The organism is Candidatus Thiodictyon syntrophicum, from assembly GCF_002813775.1.
Lineage (GTDB): Bacteria > Pseudomonadota > Gammaproteobacteria > Chromatiales > Chromatiaceae > Thiodictyon > Thiodictyon syntrophicum.
In genome coordinates this window covers 6,395,910-6,410,807 of record NZ_CP020370.1, presented here as the reverse complement: position 1 = coordinate 6,410,807, position 14,898 = coordinate 6,395,910, and the positions used below count along the sequence as shown (strand labels likewise).

General features: G+C 60.5%; 10 protein-coding genes and 2 pseudogenes. 4 read left to right on the top strand and 8 right to left on the bottom strand.

The window, feature by feature from the left end; all coding sequences use genetic code 11:
* The first annotated feature begins 41 nt into the window (after positions 1-41).
* Positions 42-1,049, top strand: coding sequence for an ImmA/IrrE family metallo-endopeptidase (locus THSYN_RS27460; protein ID WP_157817972.1), 1,008 nt, complete (start codon positions 42-44; stop codon positions 1,047-1,049).
* Between the two features lie 202 nt (positions 1,050-1,251).
* On the opposite strand, the gene THSYN_RS27455 is transcribed toward THSYN_RS27460, so the two are convergent.
* On the bottom strand, positions 1,252-2,601 hold the full coding sequence (locus tag THSYN_RS27455) for an IS701 family transposase (protein WP_157817463.1): 1,350 nt from the start codon (positions 2,599-2,601) through the stop codon (positions 1,252-1,254).
* A gap of 101 nt (positions 2,602-2,702) precedes the next feature.
* Between THSYN_RS27455 and THSYN_RS27450 the strand changes: the two genes are divergently transcribed.
* Positions 2,703-3,440 (top strand): hypothetical protein, encoded by a 738-nt coding sequence (locus THSYN_RS27450; protein ID WP_100921931.1) that lies wholly within the window; start codon positions 2,703-2,705, stop codon positions 3,438-3,440.
* A gap of 747 nt (positions 3,441-4,187) precedes the next feature.
* Here THSYN_RS27450 and THSYN_RS36920 read toward each other — a convergent pair.
* The 3 genes from THSYN_RS36920 to THSYN_RS27435 all read right to left on the bottom strand — a co-directional run bounded on the left by THSYN_RS36920 (position 4,188) and on the right by THSYN_RS27435 (position 8,324).
* The gene (locus THSYN_RS36920; RefSeq protein WP_216644637.1) at positions 4,188-6,263 is read right to left on the bottom strand and encodes a tetratricopeptide repeat protein; all 2,076 of its coding nucleotides are present in this window, start codon (positions 6,261-6,263) and stop codon (positions 4,188-4,190) included.
* Positions 6,256-7,698 (bottom strand): phospholipase D-like domain-containing protein, encoded by a 1,443-nt coding sequence (locus tag THSYN_RS27440; protein ID WP_100921930.1) that lies wholly within the window; start codon positions 7,696-7,698, stop codon positions 6,256-6,258. The genes THSYN_RS36920 and THSYN_RS27440 overlap by 8 nt, the downstream gene beginning before the upstream one ends.
* 179 nt (positions 7,699-7,877) lie before the next feature.
* Complete coding sequence (locus THSYN_RS27435; protein WP_100921929.1) at positions 7,878-8,324, bottom strand: hypothetical protein; 447 nt, start codon at positions 8,322-8,324, stop codon at positions 7,878-7,880.
* Between the two features lie 426 nt (positions 8,325-8,750).
* Between THSYN_RS27435 and THSYN_RS27430 the strand changes: the two genes are divergently transcribed.
* On the top strand, positions 8,751-9,908 hold the full coding sequence (locus tag THSYN_RS27430; protein ID WP_100921928.1) for an AAA family ATPase: 1,158 nt from the start codon (positions 8,751-8,753) through the stop codon (positions 9,906-9,908).
* Between the two features lie 80 nt (positions 9,909-9,988).
* Positions 9,989-10,528, top strand: coding sequence for a hypothetical protein (locus THSYN_RS27425; RefSeq protein WP_157817971.1), 540 nt, complete (start codon positions 9,989-9,991; stop codon positions 10,526-10,528).
* Positions 10,529-10,587: 59 nt separating this feature from the next.
* On the opposite strand, the gene THSYN_RS34405 is transcribed toward THSYN_RS27425, so the two are convergent.
* The 4 genes and pseudogenes from THSYN_RS34405 to THSYN_RS34400 all read right to left on the bottom strand — a co-directional run bounded on the left by THSYN_RS34405 (position 10,588) and on the right by THSYN_RS34400 (position 14,387).
* The gene (locus tag THSYN_RS34405; RefSeq protein ID WP_157817970.1) at positions 10,588-10,998 is read right to left on the bottom strand and encodes a hypothetical protein; all 411 of its coding nucleotides are present in this window, start codon (positions 10,996-10,998) and stop codon (positions 10,588-10,590) included.
* A 456-nt stretch (positions 10,999-11,454) separates the two neighbouring features.
* Positions 11,455-11,955, bottom strand: a pseudogene (locus THSYN_RS37505) (secretin and TonB N-terminal domain-containing protein); the annotation flags it as partial.
* Positions 11,956-12,150: 195 nt separating this feature from the next.
* Positions 12,151-12,471 (bottom strand): annotated as a pseudogene (locus THSYN_RS37500) (toll/interleukin-1 receptor domain-containing protein); the annotation flags it as partial.
* A gap of 245 nt (positions 12,472-12,716) precedes the next feature.
* The gene (locus THSYN_RS34400; protein ID WP_157817969.1) at positions 12,717-14,387 is read right to left on the bottom strand and encodes a hypothetical protein; all 1,671 of its coding nucleotides are present in this window, start codon (positions 14,385-14,387) and stop codon (positions 12,717-12,719) included.
* Positions 14,388-14,898: the final 511 nt, after the last annotated feature.

The window sequence follows — 14,898 nt, the reverse complement described above, 5'->3', positions numbered from 1 at the left end:
CCAAGCATTGGCATACTGTGATCAACGCAACGAGGTGCATCATGACGGTCACCAACGAAACTATGCGCCACCTTTACAAGAAGATCAAAACAGTTGGCTACCCGGAGCGCTACGTCAATACGCTGCTGCCCGATTGGTGGGATGACGCGATAGCAGAAACCCCCAGTGGCTTACAGCAAGCCAGCCTGATACTTGGGCGCTTGCTTAGTGTCCAGCCGGAAACGCTATGGATGAAAGACGCTAATCCGGTGCTGGTCGTGCCCGATGGCTGTAAATTCAAACAACGCGTTGATACCAAGACGCATGAATTAGCTATTGCCTGCGCTCTGGCACGCGCCGCTGCGCGACTGGTGTTGAGCGCATTCAAGCCAGGGCTTAAGCCGGGATTTTTTCCTGACGCGGGAGAGTTGCGGCAGTCTCTATTATCTTCCGGTAGCCCATGGATCGGCTTCCAAGATCTCCTGAGCTACTGCCTGGAGTCGGGGATACCCGTGATCTTTCTGAAGCATCTGCCGAGTAAAGCCAAGAAAATGGCGGGGGTTTCATTCGAGCATGACGGACGTCCGGTCATTGTATTAACGCAAGTCAAGCCTCATGGCTACCTGCTTTTCGACCTGGCCCACGAGTTGGGTCATATCACCCTCGAGCATACCAAGAACGGCGCCTGGGTTGTTGATGAGACAATTGATTCTGATTCGGACGACGAAGAAGAGAGAGGTGCCAACCGCTTTGCCCTGGAGTTATTGACCGGAATCCCCGACTGCAAAATTGTACCGGTAGGGCGGCATTTGTTCCAGCAGCAACTCGTTAATGCTTCAATGCGTCTTGGAAAATCGAGGAAAATTGACCCATTGCATATTGTCCTGAATTACGGACATACCTTTCAGCAATGGGCTGTAGCCTCTCAAGCGGTCAAAGCGATTGCTGATAATCAGCCGACCGACCAGCATATTTTGGTTCGATCGCTGTTAGCCGCCTTGGATTTGGAAGCCATGGCGGAGGACGACATCGCAGCCCTTAAGCGCCTGATGGGAGAGGACGGCGCTTGATCCTTCTTGCGGATAACGACATCATACTTAAGCTCGACTTTGGCCATTTTAGGCGCATCCGCTCATCGTGCCAGCCGCGACCGGCAATCGCGGGGCCAGGGTCCGCACGGCGGACCCTGGGGGACCACGGAGCCAACCCGTCAGGCCCGCTCCGCGGCCCCGGCGCGGCGGCGCGGCGGCGCGGCACGCCGCGCGACGCGGCTCAGGCGGTCGCGGCCAGTTGCGCGAGCACGCGCTCCCAGGCGGGGCGGGAAATTACCACCTGATCCTGATCCGCAAGCGAGTTGACGTAATTCCCCTCGGCCCAGATGGTGCGGCGCACCAGCGCCAGGCAATCGGAAAAGGTGGCCTGCGGCTTGAAGTACCAAGCGGTCGAGCGCGGCAAGGACGCCCAGTGCTCACGCAGCCGATGCACCATCAAGCAGACGATGGAAAACAGCGCCAGCAATGCCGGCGTGGTGCGGGCGATGGCCTTGGCGGCCCATTGGCGCTGGGTCTCGACGCCCAGGTGGCGACGGACCTCGGCGAAGGTGACTTCGATCGACCAGCGCAAGACGAACCATTCGATGACGCGTACCGACGGCACGGTCAGGTCAGTGGTGAAGAACGCCTCGGCGGCCAGCGGGTCGGCCGGATCGACGACCAATACCCAGCGGATCGGCAGGGGCGGCCACCCCGGGGTATGCCAGAGACAGACCCCGCTGAGCAGACGCAGCGTCTTGGTCTCGCCGCGATACCACTGAACCGTGGTCTCGGTGCCGTGCGTACGCGCCTCCTCCAGGCGTGTGGCCAACTTGGCCAGGGGTGGGCCTTTCTTCGGCTTGGGGCCACGCCGTCCCGGCGGCACCGGTGCGGGCGGCCCGAACAAGCGTGCATCCAGGCGCAGGCGCGAAATCAGGGCCGCCTGCGCGCTGAGGCACTCCCAGCCCAGGCGCACACAGGAGTAGCTGCCGTCCCCAACGAGGACCCAGCGGCGGCGCGTGAGCCCGCGCGCCACCAGCCGGACCATGACGAGGGTCCAGTCGATCACGGTCCGATGGGCCTTGCCAGCCGCGACGTTGGCCCGTTGCGAGGGCGCCAGCAACGTCAGGAACGGCAATGCCCAGGGCCGCCGACTCCACGGCAAGGGGACGATCAACGCCATGCAGATCCATTGCAGGCCCAGACAGGTCACCACGCGACTTTTGCTCGAGCGCACGGCATCGCGGTACATCCCCTTGGCAGCAATGCGCGCGCCCTTGCGCCGCTCCAGGGTCTCGTCCACGACGATCAGCAACGGCCAGCCGGGCGGCAGCAGCGCGATCAGCAGCCCCAGCAGGATCTGCGACCCCTGCACCCCCGACCAGCGCCCGCGACTCAGCACCCGGTGGTAACGCTCGAACCGGGGCGCGTGCCCCAGCCCCATGACCCGCAGGGCCGCGGCCACCGTGCGCGGGCCTTGGGCCAGCAACGTGCCGGTCAACAAGACCTGCACATGGCGCCAGGTCGGCGCGGTGAACAGCGGCGCAAAGGGCAGCAAAGTCGGTACAATCGAGGCGGGCAGGTGGGGCATCAGGAGGTACGTCCGGTGTCTTGGTCGACCTCGGAACATACACTGTTGGTGCCCCGCCTGCCTTCCCCCTGCGTGTCCCCGCGTGCCACGGCCACGGGCGGATGCTGGCTGGCCGCGACGATCGGCCGCCGCAGCCCCCGCTCAGCACACGCTTCGCCACCACCGCGGCGTCACGCGCGGGGCCGTCGCCCAACTGCAAAAATGGCCAAAGTCGAGTTAAGCTGGCCCAGTGCGACCTGTTGGGCAGCTTTGCAGAATTATTGGGCGAGCCTGCCGAAAAAGTTTTCATAACCCCGACGGCCAAGTATCAACTTCTGCCGAAAAAGAAGTCCAAGGCGATAGACAAATTCGGCGATGAAGCAACGGTAAGGCGAGTCCGTGACTTCTTGGAATCCACAAAGGAAATCCCTGGCATCAAGGACGAGGGTTTGCTGACACTCTTGCATCGCATCGACAAGATCGACTCTGGGGAAGCATTGCTATTTGCCGCTGCTGTCGAGTTGCCGAATCCGATCTTGGCAACTGGCGACCGGAACGCGCTTCGGGCGCTGCTGGCTCAAGAGGCGTTGCTTGCACGCGTGGTTGAAGCTTTGCGTGACAACGTTGTGACGTTTGAAAGCGCTCTGCTGTTGGCGTTACATAGGAACGGGTTTGCCAGCGTTAAACAGAAATTGCTTGATTCACCAAAGCCGGACGGTATGCTGCGTTTGGTTCTTAAGCCAGATATGCACGAGTCCAACCTCTGCGAATGTCTGCGGTCTTATCTTCGAGAGGTAGATTCGCTGTTGCGCTTCCGCGAACTGATCGTTGGTGGATCGGAGTCGAGCTTGTCACAATAGCGCGGCGCGCCGTTGGCGATGGTTTTCGGACGCGTGGTCGGCTCCAATTTTGCGGGTGTGGCCAGGGTTCGAGTACGACGCGAGCGCCATCCTGCTGGTAATAGCCACCGACGACGGTTCCTAGATCCGCGGCGCGACCGACGAGGAAGTGGCAATGCTCGCCACCGGGCTATCCCCCGCCGAGGTCCTGTTACCGACGGCGCGCCCGCAGGGTTTAGGAAACCTTGGCCTTTTCCAATAACCGCATTCGCCGTCGCCACGGAGGACGCACTTAGCGATCCGAAGGCGGCCTTGCTCGACTTGGTTTGAAAGTCCAAACTGGACTGCGGAACGGCGGCAGCGGCAGGCCGCGCTGATTCCTACCTGGCGTCCTTGGCAGCACGCGACCGGTCCGCGGACGACTGAGGGCAAAGAGCGGTCCGCCCGCAACGCCTATCGCGGCGGGTATCGGCCCATGCTGCGGAACTTGGCTCGGGCACTGCGGGAACAGGAGTGGTTGCTTGATGACCTGTGATTCCTGATGACCCGGTGCGTCCGGCAAGCCGCGGCTGATGCCTCACTGCAACTGATGGCTCTATTCACGTTCTTCCGCTCAAACCGGGGATGCCGCCATTGCACCGGGAGTCTCCGGAGCGCAGCATTTGACCCTGGTTCCTTATGCCCCTATTTCCCTTCCCCTATTTCCCGCAGCGCTGGAGCGTCGGGACTTGCTCCCACGTTAGAGCGCGGAAGCCAGATGAAGCGAACCTATCGCCGCAGATACTCATGGAGCCGTTCTTGGGCAAAGGCATAGCCCTGCTCCGCAGCCTTGCGATACCAGTGCACGGCTTGCTCGTCATCCTGAGCGATGCCGCGACCGTCCCGGTACATGAAACCAAGATTGCTTTGCGCACGTGCCTGACCCTGCTCAGCGGCCTTGCGATACCACTGCACAGCTTGACTATCATCCTTGGCGACACCGCGGCCGTTCTGGTACATCCAACCGAGATTGGTTTGCCCGGCAGCATTACCCTGCTCGGCAGCCTTGCGAAACCAATAGACCGCTTGCTCGTCATCCTGAGCGATGCCGCAGCCGTCCCGGTACATGACACCAAGATTACTTTGCCCATTGGCATTGCCCTGCTCGGCAGCCTTGCGAAACCAATAGACCGCTTGCTCGTCATCCTGAGCGATGCCGCAGCCGTCCCGGTACATGACACCAAGATTACTTTGCGCAATGGCATTGCCCTGCTCGGCAGCCTTGCGAAACCAATAGACCGCTTGCTCGTCATCCTGAGCGATGCCGCGACCGTTGTCGTACATGACACCAAGATTACTTTGCCCATTGGCATTGCCCTGCTCGGCAGCCTTGCGAAACCAATAGACCGCTTGCTCGTCATCCTGAGCGATGCCGCGACCGTTGTCGTACATGACACCAAGATTACTTTGCCCATTGGCATTGCCCTGCTCGGCCAAGGGACGCCAAGCCGCAAGCGCGCGGTCATAGTCGCCGATCTGGTAGGCTTCCCAACCATCGGCGAATGTCAGCGGCGGCGCCGGCAACTCGTCCATCAACTCGATGATGTCTTCGCCCTGCAAGAGTCGCCACATCGCAAGCGGGTTCTTCGCCAACTCGGCGAAGTCCCAATGGGATTCAAAACGTGCCAGCAAGATTGCGCTCCAAGGCAGGGCGGCATTTCTCGAAAGGAATTCCCAATCCCATCGATCCTGGAAGCGCTCGATGAGTTCTAGGCTCCATGGCAAGGCGCGGTTTCCCGAGAGTCCAGGCAATCCCTCTGAAAGATCGCCACTCCAGTCCCAGCGGTCAGCATAGCGCGCGATGAGTGCTTCGCTCCACGGTAAGGCAGGGTTGTCGCCGAGAAAGAACCACTCCCACCGATCTGCGTAGCGCTCGATGAGTGCTTGAGTCCAAGGCAAGGCTGGATTGCTTGAGAGCCCAAGTGCACCCCATAGCCAGCGGTCCTCAAAGTGCGCGATGAAGCCCGTGGTCCAAGGCAGCCCGGGATTTCCGGAAAGCCCGAAAGCGGCGACCTCGTCTCCCGTCCAATCCCACCGATCCGCGTAACACTCGATGAGTTCGCGGCTCCAGGGCAGCGCAGGATTACCGGACAGCTTCTCCCAGTCCCAACGGTCCGCATACTTCTCGATCAGCGTCACACTCCAGGGCAAGGCGGGGTTGCTGGATAGCGCATTCCAGACGGGACTATTGTCGAAGAGGTCGATTAGCTCCGCGTAGCGCTCGATCAGCGCCAGGGTCCAGGGAATGGCCTGGTTATGGGATAGGCCCGGCCAATCCCAGGCATCCCGGTATCGGTCGATGAAATCCGGGTTCCACGGCAAGGCCGGGTTGCGGGAGAGGGCATCCCAATCCCAAGCCCCCTCGAAGGTGTCGATGATCTCCGGACACCAAGGCAGGGCGGAGTTCGCGGAGAGCGCCTCCCAGTCCCAGCCATCCTCAAAGCGGTGGATCAACTCCGCGCTCCAAGGCAAGGCGGGGTTGCGGGACAGCCCTTCCCAGTCCCAGTAATCTTCGTAGCAGTCGATGAGATCCAAGCTCCAGGGCAGCACTGGATTCGCAGAGAGCGCCTCCCAATCCCAGGCGTCCACGTAGCAGCCAAGCAGATCGGCATCAACCGGGTAATGCGTAGACAGGCCCGTTACCAGAAACTCGGGGTGCCGTCCGAGGACCGCTTTGAAACACGCGCGTTCGTTGTCGTCTTGCAGTCCAGCCGTGATGGCGCGCGCCCGGTCCATGACCCGCACGAGCGTCTGGCTGTTGCCAAGCGCAAGGCTCCGGCCGGTATCGGCAGCGGTATCATCCATCGGTGTCGGTCCCGCGTCCGGCGGTAGCCGGTTGCTCGGTCTGGGCAAGCTCCACTTCCAGTTGTTCAATGGCCTGTTCCAGCGCAACCCGCTGTTCGGCAAAGTAGGCGTCCCAGTCGGTCAGGTCCTTGAGCGTGCGGTGAGTGTCCGCGCGGCGCAGTTGGTGGACCTGGGCGGCCAGTTGCTCCAGGTCGCGGCGCAGGACCGTGATGGCGTGACCCAGGGACTCGGCTTCGGTCAGGGTCAGGGAGCGGTCGACGAACAGGTGTCCCTCGCGCACCGCGGCATGGATGGCGCGCACGCCGCCCAGGTCGTTGTTGCGGTAGGCGGCCTGGAGTTGGACGAAGAGCCGGTTGGCGTGGTCGCGGTCGGCCGCGTCCACCTTGTCCGGGTGGCACTTCTGGCTGGCCTGTTGATAGAGGCGTTTGAGTTCCTTGAGATCGTCGGGCGGGAGTTGCGGGGGCGCCGGGGTGTCGCGGGCGGTCTCGTTGGCCTCGCGATAGTCCTCGTAATCGGCGCGGGCGCTGTCGGCCTCCGCTGCGGCCTCCTGTTCGACCGCGGCCTGGCGGCGGAGCTTGTCCGCGCGCAGTTCCAGGTAGCGGGTGATCAGGTCGCCGATCTCGTGACTGGTGCGGAGCGAAAAGGCATGAATCAACCGCTCGATCTCGGCCTTGTCGTCGGACAGGGCGGTGACCTGATATTCCAGGCCGCGCAGCGTCAGGCGCAGGTCGGCGATTTCCTGGTCGGTGGCGATGGTCAGGGCCGTCGCGCGCTGGAGGTAGTCGGCGATCCAGGCCACGGCCGTGGTGGTGTCGCGGCCTTGCAGGGCGGTGAACAGGGGTTCGAGACGGGCCGCGGCTCCCGCGGGGCGGAGCTTCTCCAGTTGGGGGGCGAGGGTCTCCCACTCTTCGAGCAACAGGAGGTTGCGGACGATCTCCAGACGGCGGCGAATCTGGGCCTGGTCGATGGCCGGTGTGCCGTGGCCATGCTTGCACAGGAGGGCATCGAAGGCGGTCAGGTAGTCGGCGGCGATCCCGCTATCAACGTCGTCACCGGCGGCAATGAGGGTGATGCTTTCGTCGTTGTCCTGTGCCCGCTTGGTCCAGTTGTAGGACCCAATGATGACGGTCGCGCGGTCGATGACACAGAACTTGTGGTGCATGATCGGGTCGCGGTCACCGCCCGTGGCGATCAGGGAAACCTCGCCGCCGCAGTCCTGCAAACGCTGGAAGTTGAGCCGCCCCGGCCCGACGTTGATCCGGTCGCCGAGGACCGCGAGGCGCACCCGCAGACCCCGCCGGGCCTGTCGGCACAGCACGTCGAACAGGTCCCGATCGGTGAACCAGGCGACTGCCACGACGATTTCCTGCGTCGCCGCGTTCAACCGCTTGGCAATCTCTTGGGGGATGTTCTCGAAATGGGCGGTCGTTTCCATGTGCTGTCCGTTGGCTGCCTGACGAGTGGGGAGGCAAACCCCGCGGGGCTTTGCATGGTCGATGCCTGCCCGCGCCGATGGGCATCGTACCGAAGCCCAAGTGTCTTGACGCCTTGCAACTACACAGGCACAAAAAAACCCGTCTAGGCGGGGTTGGTAGGTGCTAAACGGGCTCCGGGTCAGTGCGTTGTCGGCTCTTGGTTCTGGGCGTCGATCTGCCTGAAATAGTAAAACTCGATCTTGTCGATAGCGAACATGCGCGCGATGGTCCCGATCATCACACCACCTTGATCGGGCGGGATAAGCGTCGCCATGTTGAAGGCGAACGCCTTGGGGTCCTTTAGTTTTCTGCGCACGTATTCGGGCGCGTAGCGCAACAGTTTCTCTATGGATTTAAATCTGGTCAAGTGCAGGTGAACGGTAGCCCTCAAGCCCTTCTCGAATCGGCGCTGCGCCTCTGATATCGTGTCGCCGGACGCGGCATAGTCGATTTCCACACCCTGAGCCAGCCACTCCCCATCTTCCTTGCAGACGAGCACTCGCAGGTTTCCCAGCGCTACCAAGTGCCAGCCGTCATCATTTTGTGCATGTAGGGCTTGAGTGGTCATCTGGGTGTTCTCGGTCATGGGGGACTATATATAGTGGTCCACGAAATGCGAAACCACAATATATAGATCGCGTAACCATTTGTTTCGCAAGTATCACTATAGCTTAGATTGTGCCTGTTGCGCTATGACGCAAGTGCACTACGTCAGGATACGAAAACCCCGTGGGGCAGGCCTTGGCGATGGACACCAGTGCACCCCAAGCGACCAGACGAGACAAGGGGCAGCGTTACCCGTGGCGCACTGGTGGCGCACTTGCTCGCAAATACCGGCACTTATCCACAAGCAACGGCAACAAGTGAGACGCCCTAAAGTCCTGTTTTCCTTGCTGTGGTTTGTTGTAGACTGTTGAATTCGTCGGACTTCAAATCCGGTTGGGGCCGTCAGGCGGTCCCGGGTGGGTTCGACTCCCACGCCCTTCCGCCAACAACATACGCGTTCAAGACCATGCGAATCGACCATGTCCGCCTCAAGAATTGGCTGAACTTCCGCAAGGTCGACGCCGCGCTGATCGAAACCACGTACCTGATCGGCCCGAATGCCTCTGGTAAGTCCAATTTCCTGGACGTGTTTCGCTTTTTGCGCACAGTGGCGGACAGTTCTGGCGGAGGCCTACAAAGGGCGGTCGCGGAGCGGGGCGGGATCAAGAAGCTGCGCTGTCTTCAGGCGCGGCAAGACACCGAGGTGCGGATCGAGGTCCGGCTTTCCGGGAGCACGGCAGAAGACGAGCGGGGCGAATGGCTTTATGTGCTCGGATTCAAGAGCGAGGGCACGGGACGACAGCGCCCGATGGTCCATGAGGAACGGGTCGAGCGCGACGGCATCTGTCTCTTGAGCCGTCCGGACGAGCACGACGTCGGGGACAAGGAGCGCTTGACCCAGAGCCACCTGGAGCAGGTCAATGCCAATGTCGCATTCCGGGCGCTGGCGACCTACTTGCGGTCAACCACCTACCTGCACCTGGTGCCCCAACTCCTGAAGTTCGCCGACCGGCTGAGCAGCAACCGGTTAGAGGAGGACCCCTTCGGCCAGGGCTTTCTGGATGGGTTGGCCCGCACGCCGAAGAACACACTCACTGCGCGTCTGCGCAAGATCCAGCAGGTGCTGACCAAGGCGGTGCCGCAATTCCAGGAACTGCGGTTCAACCGCGATGAGATGACCGGGCTGCCCCATTTGGAAGCGCGGTACGCCCACTGGCGCCCTCAGGGCGCCTGGCACCGGGAGGATCAATTCTCGGACGGGACCTTGCGCCTCATCGCCCTGCTCTGGTCGCTGTTGGAGGGGGATTCCCTGTTGCTGTTGGAGGAGCCGGAGTTGTCGCTGAACGATGAGATCGTGCGACAGATCCCGCTGATGATCGATCGCATCAAGCGTCAGGCGAAGTATCGTCGGCAGACCTTGATCACCACCCACAGTGAGGCAATGCTGAGCAACAGCATCGACGCGAGCGCCATTCTGCTGGTCATACCCACCGACGACGGTTCCCAGATCCGCGGCGCGACCGACGAGGAAGTGGCGATGATCGAAACCGGGCTATCCCCCGCCGAGGTCCTGTTACCCAAGGCGCGCCCGCAGGGTATAGATGGGCTTGGCCTGTTCCAATAACCGCATTCGCTGTCGCCACGGAGGACGCACTGAGCGAGGCGGTTGCCGAGACCCTGCTGCAACAGGTCGGGGGGCATGTGGTGCACCAGCGCCTGCGCCGCGGTGGTTTCGGTTACCTGAAGCAGCGGATTACCGCCTTTAACCAGATGGCGCAACGGGTGATGCCGGTGCTGTTGCTGACCGATCTCGATCGCTCGGGTTGCCCGGCCGAATTGATTAACGCCTGGCTGCCGGTTGGTGCCAGCCCTCGGCTATTGTTCCGTGTCGCGGTACGCGAGACGGAATCATGGTTGCTCGCGGACCGCCCGGCCTTCGCCGACTTTCTGGGTATTTCGATCGGCACAGTGCCGGACAGGCCGGATGAGCTGACCGATCCGAAGGCCGCCTTGCTGGATTTGGTACGGAAGTCCAAGCGCCGGGAACTGCGGCAAGAGATTCTGCCCAGGCCCGGCGTGTCCTTCCCGGTGGGGCTTGGCTACAACGACCAATGGTGCCGGTTCGTGCGCGACCATTGGGAAATCGGGCGAGCCGCGAAGGCGTCACCGTCGCTGGCCCGCGCGGTTGAGCGGCTTGCCCAGTTTTCTGAAAAGGATCGCGTTCTGCCTCCTCGGTACTCCTGAGGGGATCGAATTAAGTGTATTGTTCCCGGAACCTCCGGAACCACTTATGTCTCTCTGCTTCAGATACTTGCGATACGGATGCGCTTCGTGACCATTGATGGATGCCAAGAATCAATAAGACCCTGCCTGCGTTCTCCAGGTTCAGCATACATCACTCGCACCGAGAAGTGATCGAGATGATAAATCCAAGACGCGGCTATAATTCTTCCGTATCTCTTGATCACATCGATATCTGAGTAACCCACGGACTTGTGTTCTGTATCAAGAGGCGTGCAGAAGGCCAAATAAACTAGCGGATGTGCCGTTCCATGAAGCAGAGCCTGGGAAAAAGGCCCAAGATCAATGGGCATGCCATGCTCTGCTATGTGACAGCCAAGAAGCTTCACGAAGTATAGATGCACGCATACCATTGAGCGTTTCACTGTACCTTTAAAGACCTTGTGAAGTCCGATTCGTTCGTTGTGCTTCAAGGCTCGATTTCTTGAGCGGAGATATCTCGACAAATCCTCCCAAGCGTAGTCGTACGAACTGGTTAGTTGGTTGTTGCATTTTCCGCAGATTCTCGCCTTCAACTTGAGAGCGTTGGCCTTCAAGCCATTAACGCGCATATTTCGGCGGTGGGCGTTGCATAGATACAGTGGGTGATCGGGCGAGATGTGGCCAAAGACTGACTTGAGATCGGATTGTTTGATCCGATGCTCACCGGTATCAGCATCTGCCCCACAAATCCAGCACTTCATTCTTTACTCAACCTAGGGCTCGATTTCCGCAGACGAACGGTCGGACGCGCAACCAACCGATCGGGGAGAATCATAAATTAAGCTCGCGTAGGGCGGAACGCGATAGCGGTTCCGCCATCCCGTGGGCGAGGAAGACGGCAGATCGCCCTGTCGGCATCCGCCCTACGCCGCCATTCATCATCCATGTCGCACAGGGATATCGAGGCGGGTGACCAACCCGCGTATGCGCTCAAGCTTGGAAACAGTATCCCGCACCAGTAACGTGTCTGTTAGTTGATCGGCAATGATGCTGCCGTGTTCTGAGAGAAGATTGGCGCCCTCGGATTTGATCAAGGCGGCGAGATCGGAAGCCTTACGGTACTTGATTTGTATGAACTCGAAGCACAGTGGGGCGAGTTCCTCAATTTGCGCGCGAGATTGCAGGTCCAGCCTCTCCTGCGCCGCGACCTCTGTGACCGGCGCTACCATGATCACGTTGCCGGTCTGGCGCATGGCCAGGCCCTTGGAATTGAGAACAATGTCGAGGGCCTGGTCCCAGGGTACGTTCTTCAGCCGCAGCGTGATACTGCCGCACACCGTGTCACTGGCGACAAAATTCAAACCGGTAAATTCACCCAGCACTTGCAGAACTGCGCGCACCTCAATGTCCTGGAAATTGAGCGAGAGCCGGTCGCCGCTGTAAAGGACCGTTTCCGGGTTCTTGACATTCGGGGAATCGGCATCACTCTGAGACAGGTAGTCCGTGGACATATCATTCCCGGTTGGTGGAGTAACGGGATTAGGATCGGACGTATCGCCTCGAAGTTTGAGCAAATCTCGAACTAACTTCTCAAAGGCGATACCGTCGGGATCGTCGCCAAGGTTGCAAAGGGTACGGTTCAACAAGAATCCCGGCAGATCCGGCGTGCTCGGGGCACCCGAAAGCAGCAGTGGGATCACCGGGCGGACTTGGCGCCTGGCGTCGCGAAGCATAAGCTCCATCTCCTCCGCATTCCAGTTGCTCGTACCGTTCGGCCCAATCACCACCACCCCAGCGGCGCTGCGGCGTATGCCGTCCTCCAGTAGTGGCTGCCAGTTGTAACCAAACGGCAACTCGTTCTCGTCGAACCAGACCTTGAGCCCGGCCTCTTGCAGGCGAACACATAGCTCGCGCACTGCGGGCTTGTCTTTGCTGTTGTGGGAAAGAAAGCAGTCGTAGTCCATGGTTGACTCCCAGCACGGCACTATTGCATGTAATTGTCGAAAAGGCATCTAAACGCTATACCTGCGCGATCTCCCACTCGGTCTGCTTCAGAAGTTCGTAGGTCGTGTTAGCGAAGCGTAACCCGACGATTCGCGTGCCTGCTGTCGGGTTACGGCGCGTTTGACCTCGCGGATTATAGCAAGGCTCGGTGCACGCGCCTAACCCGACCACGCACTAAGTACAGGTTTAGGGTGAGGTGCACGCCCTACTCGGTTTCGTGACCTTGGACAAGGTTGGGGTTCCGACGGCCCTGGATACTGTCGCAGATTTGGCGGGGCGAGGCCGGGTCTTGAGCTGTCCCCTCAGGCAAGTCGCCGTAGAGGTTTCCGCCATGCGGTGCGATCTGCGCCTGGGCCGCCGTCTCTTGGTTCCCGCGCTCCATCGCGGCAACCTCTGCATCCATCTCAATGATGGGCGTCATCCCTGTCGTGTCGAATCCGGGCCAATGCCGCGCCCCCTCGTAAAGTCCGCGCAGATAGGGGCGCACCTTCGCGCCAAGGTCCTCGACCATCGCCCGACTATAGTCCGCAAAGGCGCGCGCGCCGGCCTCAAGGTGGAAAACCGCCAACTCGGCGCCCGCTTCAAAGAATTCTGAATCAAATTCAGAACCGGATGGGCGGGCCATAATTGCAGGTTCCGGTTTTGATACTACGCTGGTACGTGGAGAAAGCCGAGCCATGACTGCGACGATGGATGCTTCTGACCAACGCGGCAAAATCTTTGACAAGGCAACTTGCGGCAAGTATGCCCAAACCCAACGATCGGCGTAACGTTCGATCAATTCTTCGCTCCAGGGCAGGGCTTCGTTTCCGCTTAGCCCAGAGCCGTCACCTGAAAAATAGCGCCGGAATACTACCCGGTCACGCGCACCGGGTTGCCCCCATTGCCAGCGCGTGGCATAGTCTGCAATAAGTGATTCAGTCCAGGACAGGGACCTGTTATAGCTTAGCATGTCCCAATCCCATCGTTGGGCGAAATGCTCGATAAGCTCCCTGGTCCAAGGCAACGTATTGTTGCTACTGAGCCATTTCCAACCGAAACGCTTGGCGCAGTCTTCTATCATTGGCGCGAGTGGCGTACGCCATGGGAGAGCTTCGGTGCCAATAATCGATGGTGACCACCGCCCCTTGTATCGGTTTCTAAGTGATTGACTCCAAGGCAATCCTTGATTATTGCTTAGTCTGGTCCAATCCCATCGTGCCGCATAGTGTTCGATTAGCTTCTCGCTCCATGGCAATGCCTCGTTTCCGCTCAACGATCGCCAGTCCCAGCGGCCCGCGTACTCCGCAATGAGTCTTGCGCTCCAAGGCAAGGCCCTATTAGCGCTGAGATACGTCCAATCCAAGAGGGAGGCGTAACGGGTAATTATCTCCTCACTCCAAGGTAGAGCGTTGTTGCTGCTAACCCCTTTCCAATGCCATCGCTTTGCGTAGCGCTCTATTAATGCTTCGCTCCAGGGCAGCGATCTGTTGTAACTGAGTGACTCCCAATCCAGAATGGAAGCATAACGAGCGATCAGTTCGTCACTCCAAGGTAGCGCCCTATTGTAGCCGATCCATCTCCAGCCCAACTGCTCTGCGTAACGCTCAATAAGCGCTTCACTCCAAGGGATGGCTTCGTTGCCGCTGAGAAATCTCCAATCCCGCAATTCCTCAAAGCGGTCAATGAGTGACTCGGTGCAGGGGTAGTACCGGGCAACGGCGATGACAAACGCCCGCGAAGCCTCCGGATGCGTCGCAAAGAACTCGATATACCGCTCCTGCTCGATCCGCGCGAGTGCCTGCCCGGCAATGCGTAACTGCCGGTTGGCGACGGCTAGGGCCTTGGGACTACTGACAACCAGTGCGCCAGGGTTGGATTCAGGCGTCTCACTCATGCTCGGCAAGCTCCGCTTCCAGTTGTTCGATGGCCTGTTCCAGCGCAACCCGCTGTTCGGCGAAGTAGGCGTCCCAGTCGGTCAGGTCCTTGAGCGTGCGGTGAGTGTCCGCGCGGCGCAGTTGGTGGACCTGGGCGGCCAGTTGCTCCAGGTCGCGGCGCAGGACCGTGATGGCGTGACCCAGGGACTCGGCTTCGGTCAGGGTCAGGGAGCGGTCGACGAACAGGTGTCCCTCGCGCACCGCGGCATGGATGGCGCGCACGCCGCCCAGGTCGTTGTTGCGGTAGGCGGCCTGGAGTTGGACGAAGAGCCGGTTGGCGTGGTCGCGGTCGGCCGCGTCCACCTTGTCCGGGTGGCACTTCTGGCTGGCCTGTTGATAGAGGCGTTTGAGTTCCTTGAGATCGTCGGGCGGGAGTTGCGGGGGCGCCGGGGTGTCGCGGGCGGTCTCGTTGGCCTCGCGATAGTCCTCGTAATCGGCGCGGGCGCTGTCGGCCTCCGCTGCGGCCTCCTG

Bases quoted from the DNA above. Each gene is read 5' to 3' on its own strand.
- THSYN_RS27460 (WP_157817972.1), top strand. From the start codon at position 42: ATGACGGTCACCAACGAAACTATGCGCCACCTTTACAAGAAGATCAAA.
- THSYN_RS27455 (WP_157817463.1), bottom strand. From the start codon at position 2,601: ATGCCCCACCTGCCCGCCTCGATTGTACCGACTTTGCTGCCCTTTGCG.
- THSYN_RS27450 (WP_100921931.1), top strand. From the start codon at position 2,703: ATGCTGGCTGGCCGCGACGATCGGCCGCCGCAGCCCCCGCTCAGCACA.
- THSYN_RS36920 (WP_216644637.1), bottom strand. From the start codon at position 6,263: ATGGATGATACCGCTGCCGATACCGGCCGGAGCCTTGCGCTTGGCAAC.
- THSYN_RS27440 (WP_100921930.1), bottom strand. From the start codon at position 7,698: ATGGAAACGACCGCCCATTTCGAGAACATCCCCCAAGAGATTGCCAAG.
- THSYN_RS27435 (WP_100921929.1), bottom strand. From the start codon at position 8,324: ATGACCGAGAACACCCAGATGACCACTCAAGCCCTACATGCACAAAAT.
- THSYN_RS27430 (WP_100921928.1), top strand. From the start codon at position 8,751: ATGCGAATCGACCATGTCCGCCTCAAGAATTGGCTGAACTTCCGCAAG.
- THSYN_RS34400 (WP_157817969.1), bottom strand. From the start codon at position 14,387: ATGAGTGAGACGCCTGAATCCAACCCTGGCGCACTGGTTGTCAGTAGT.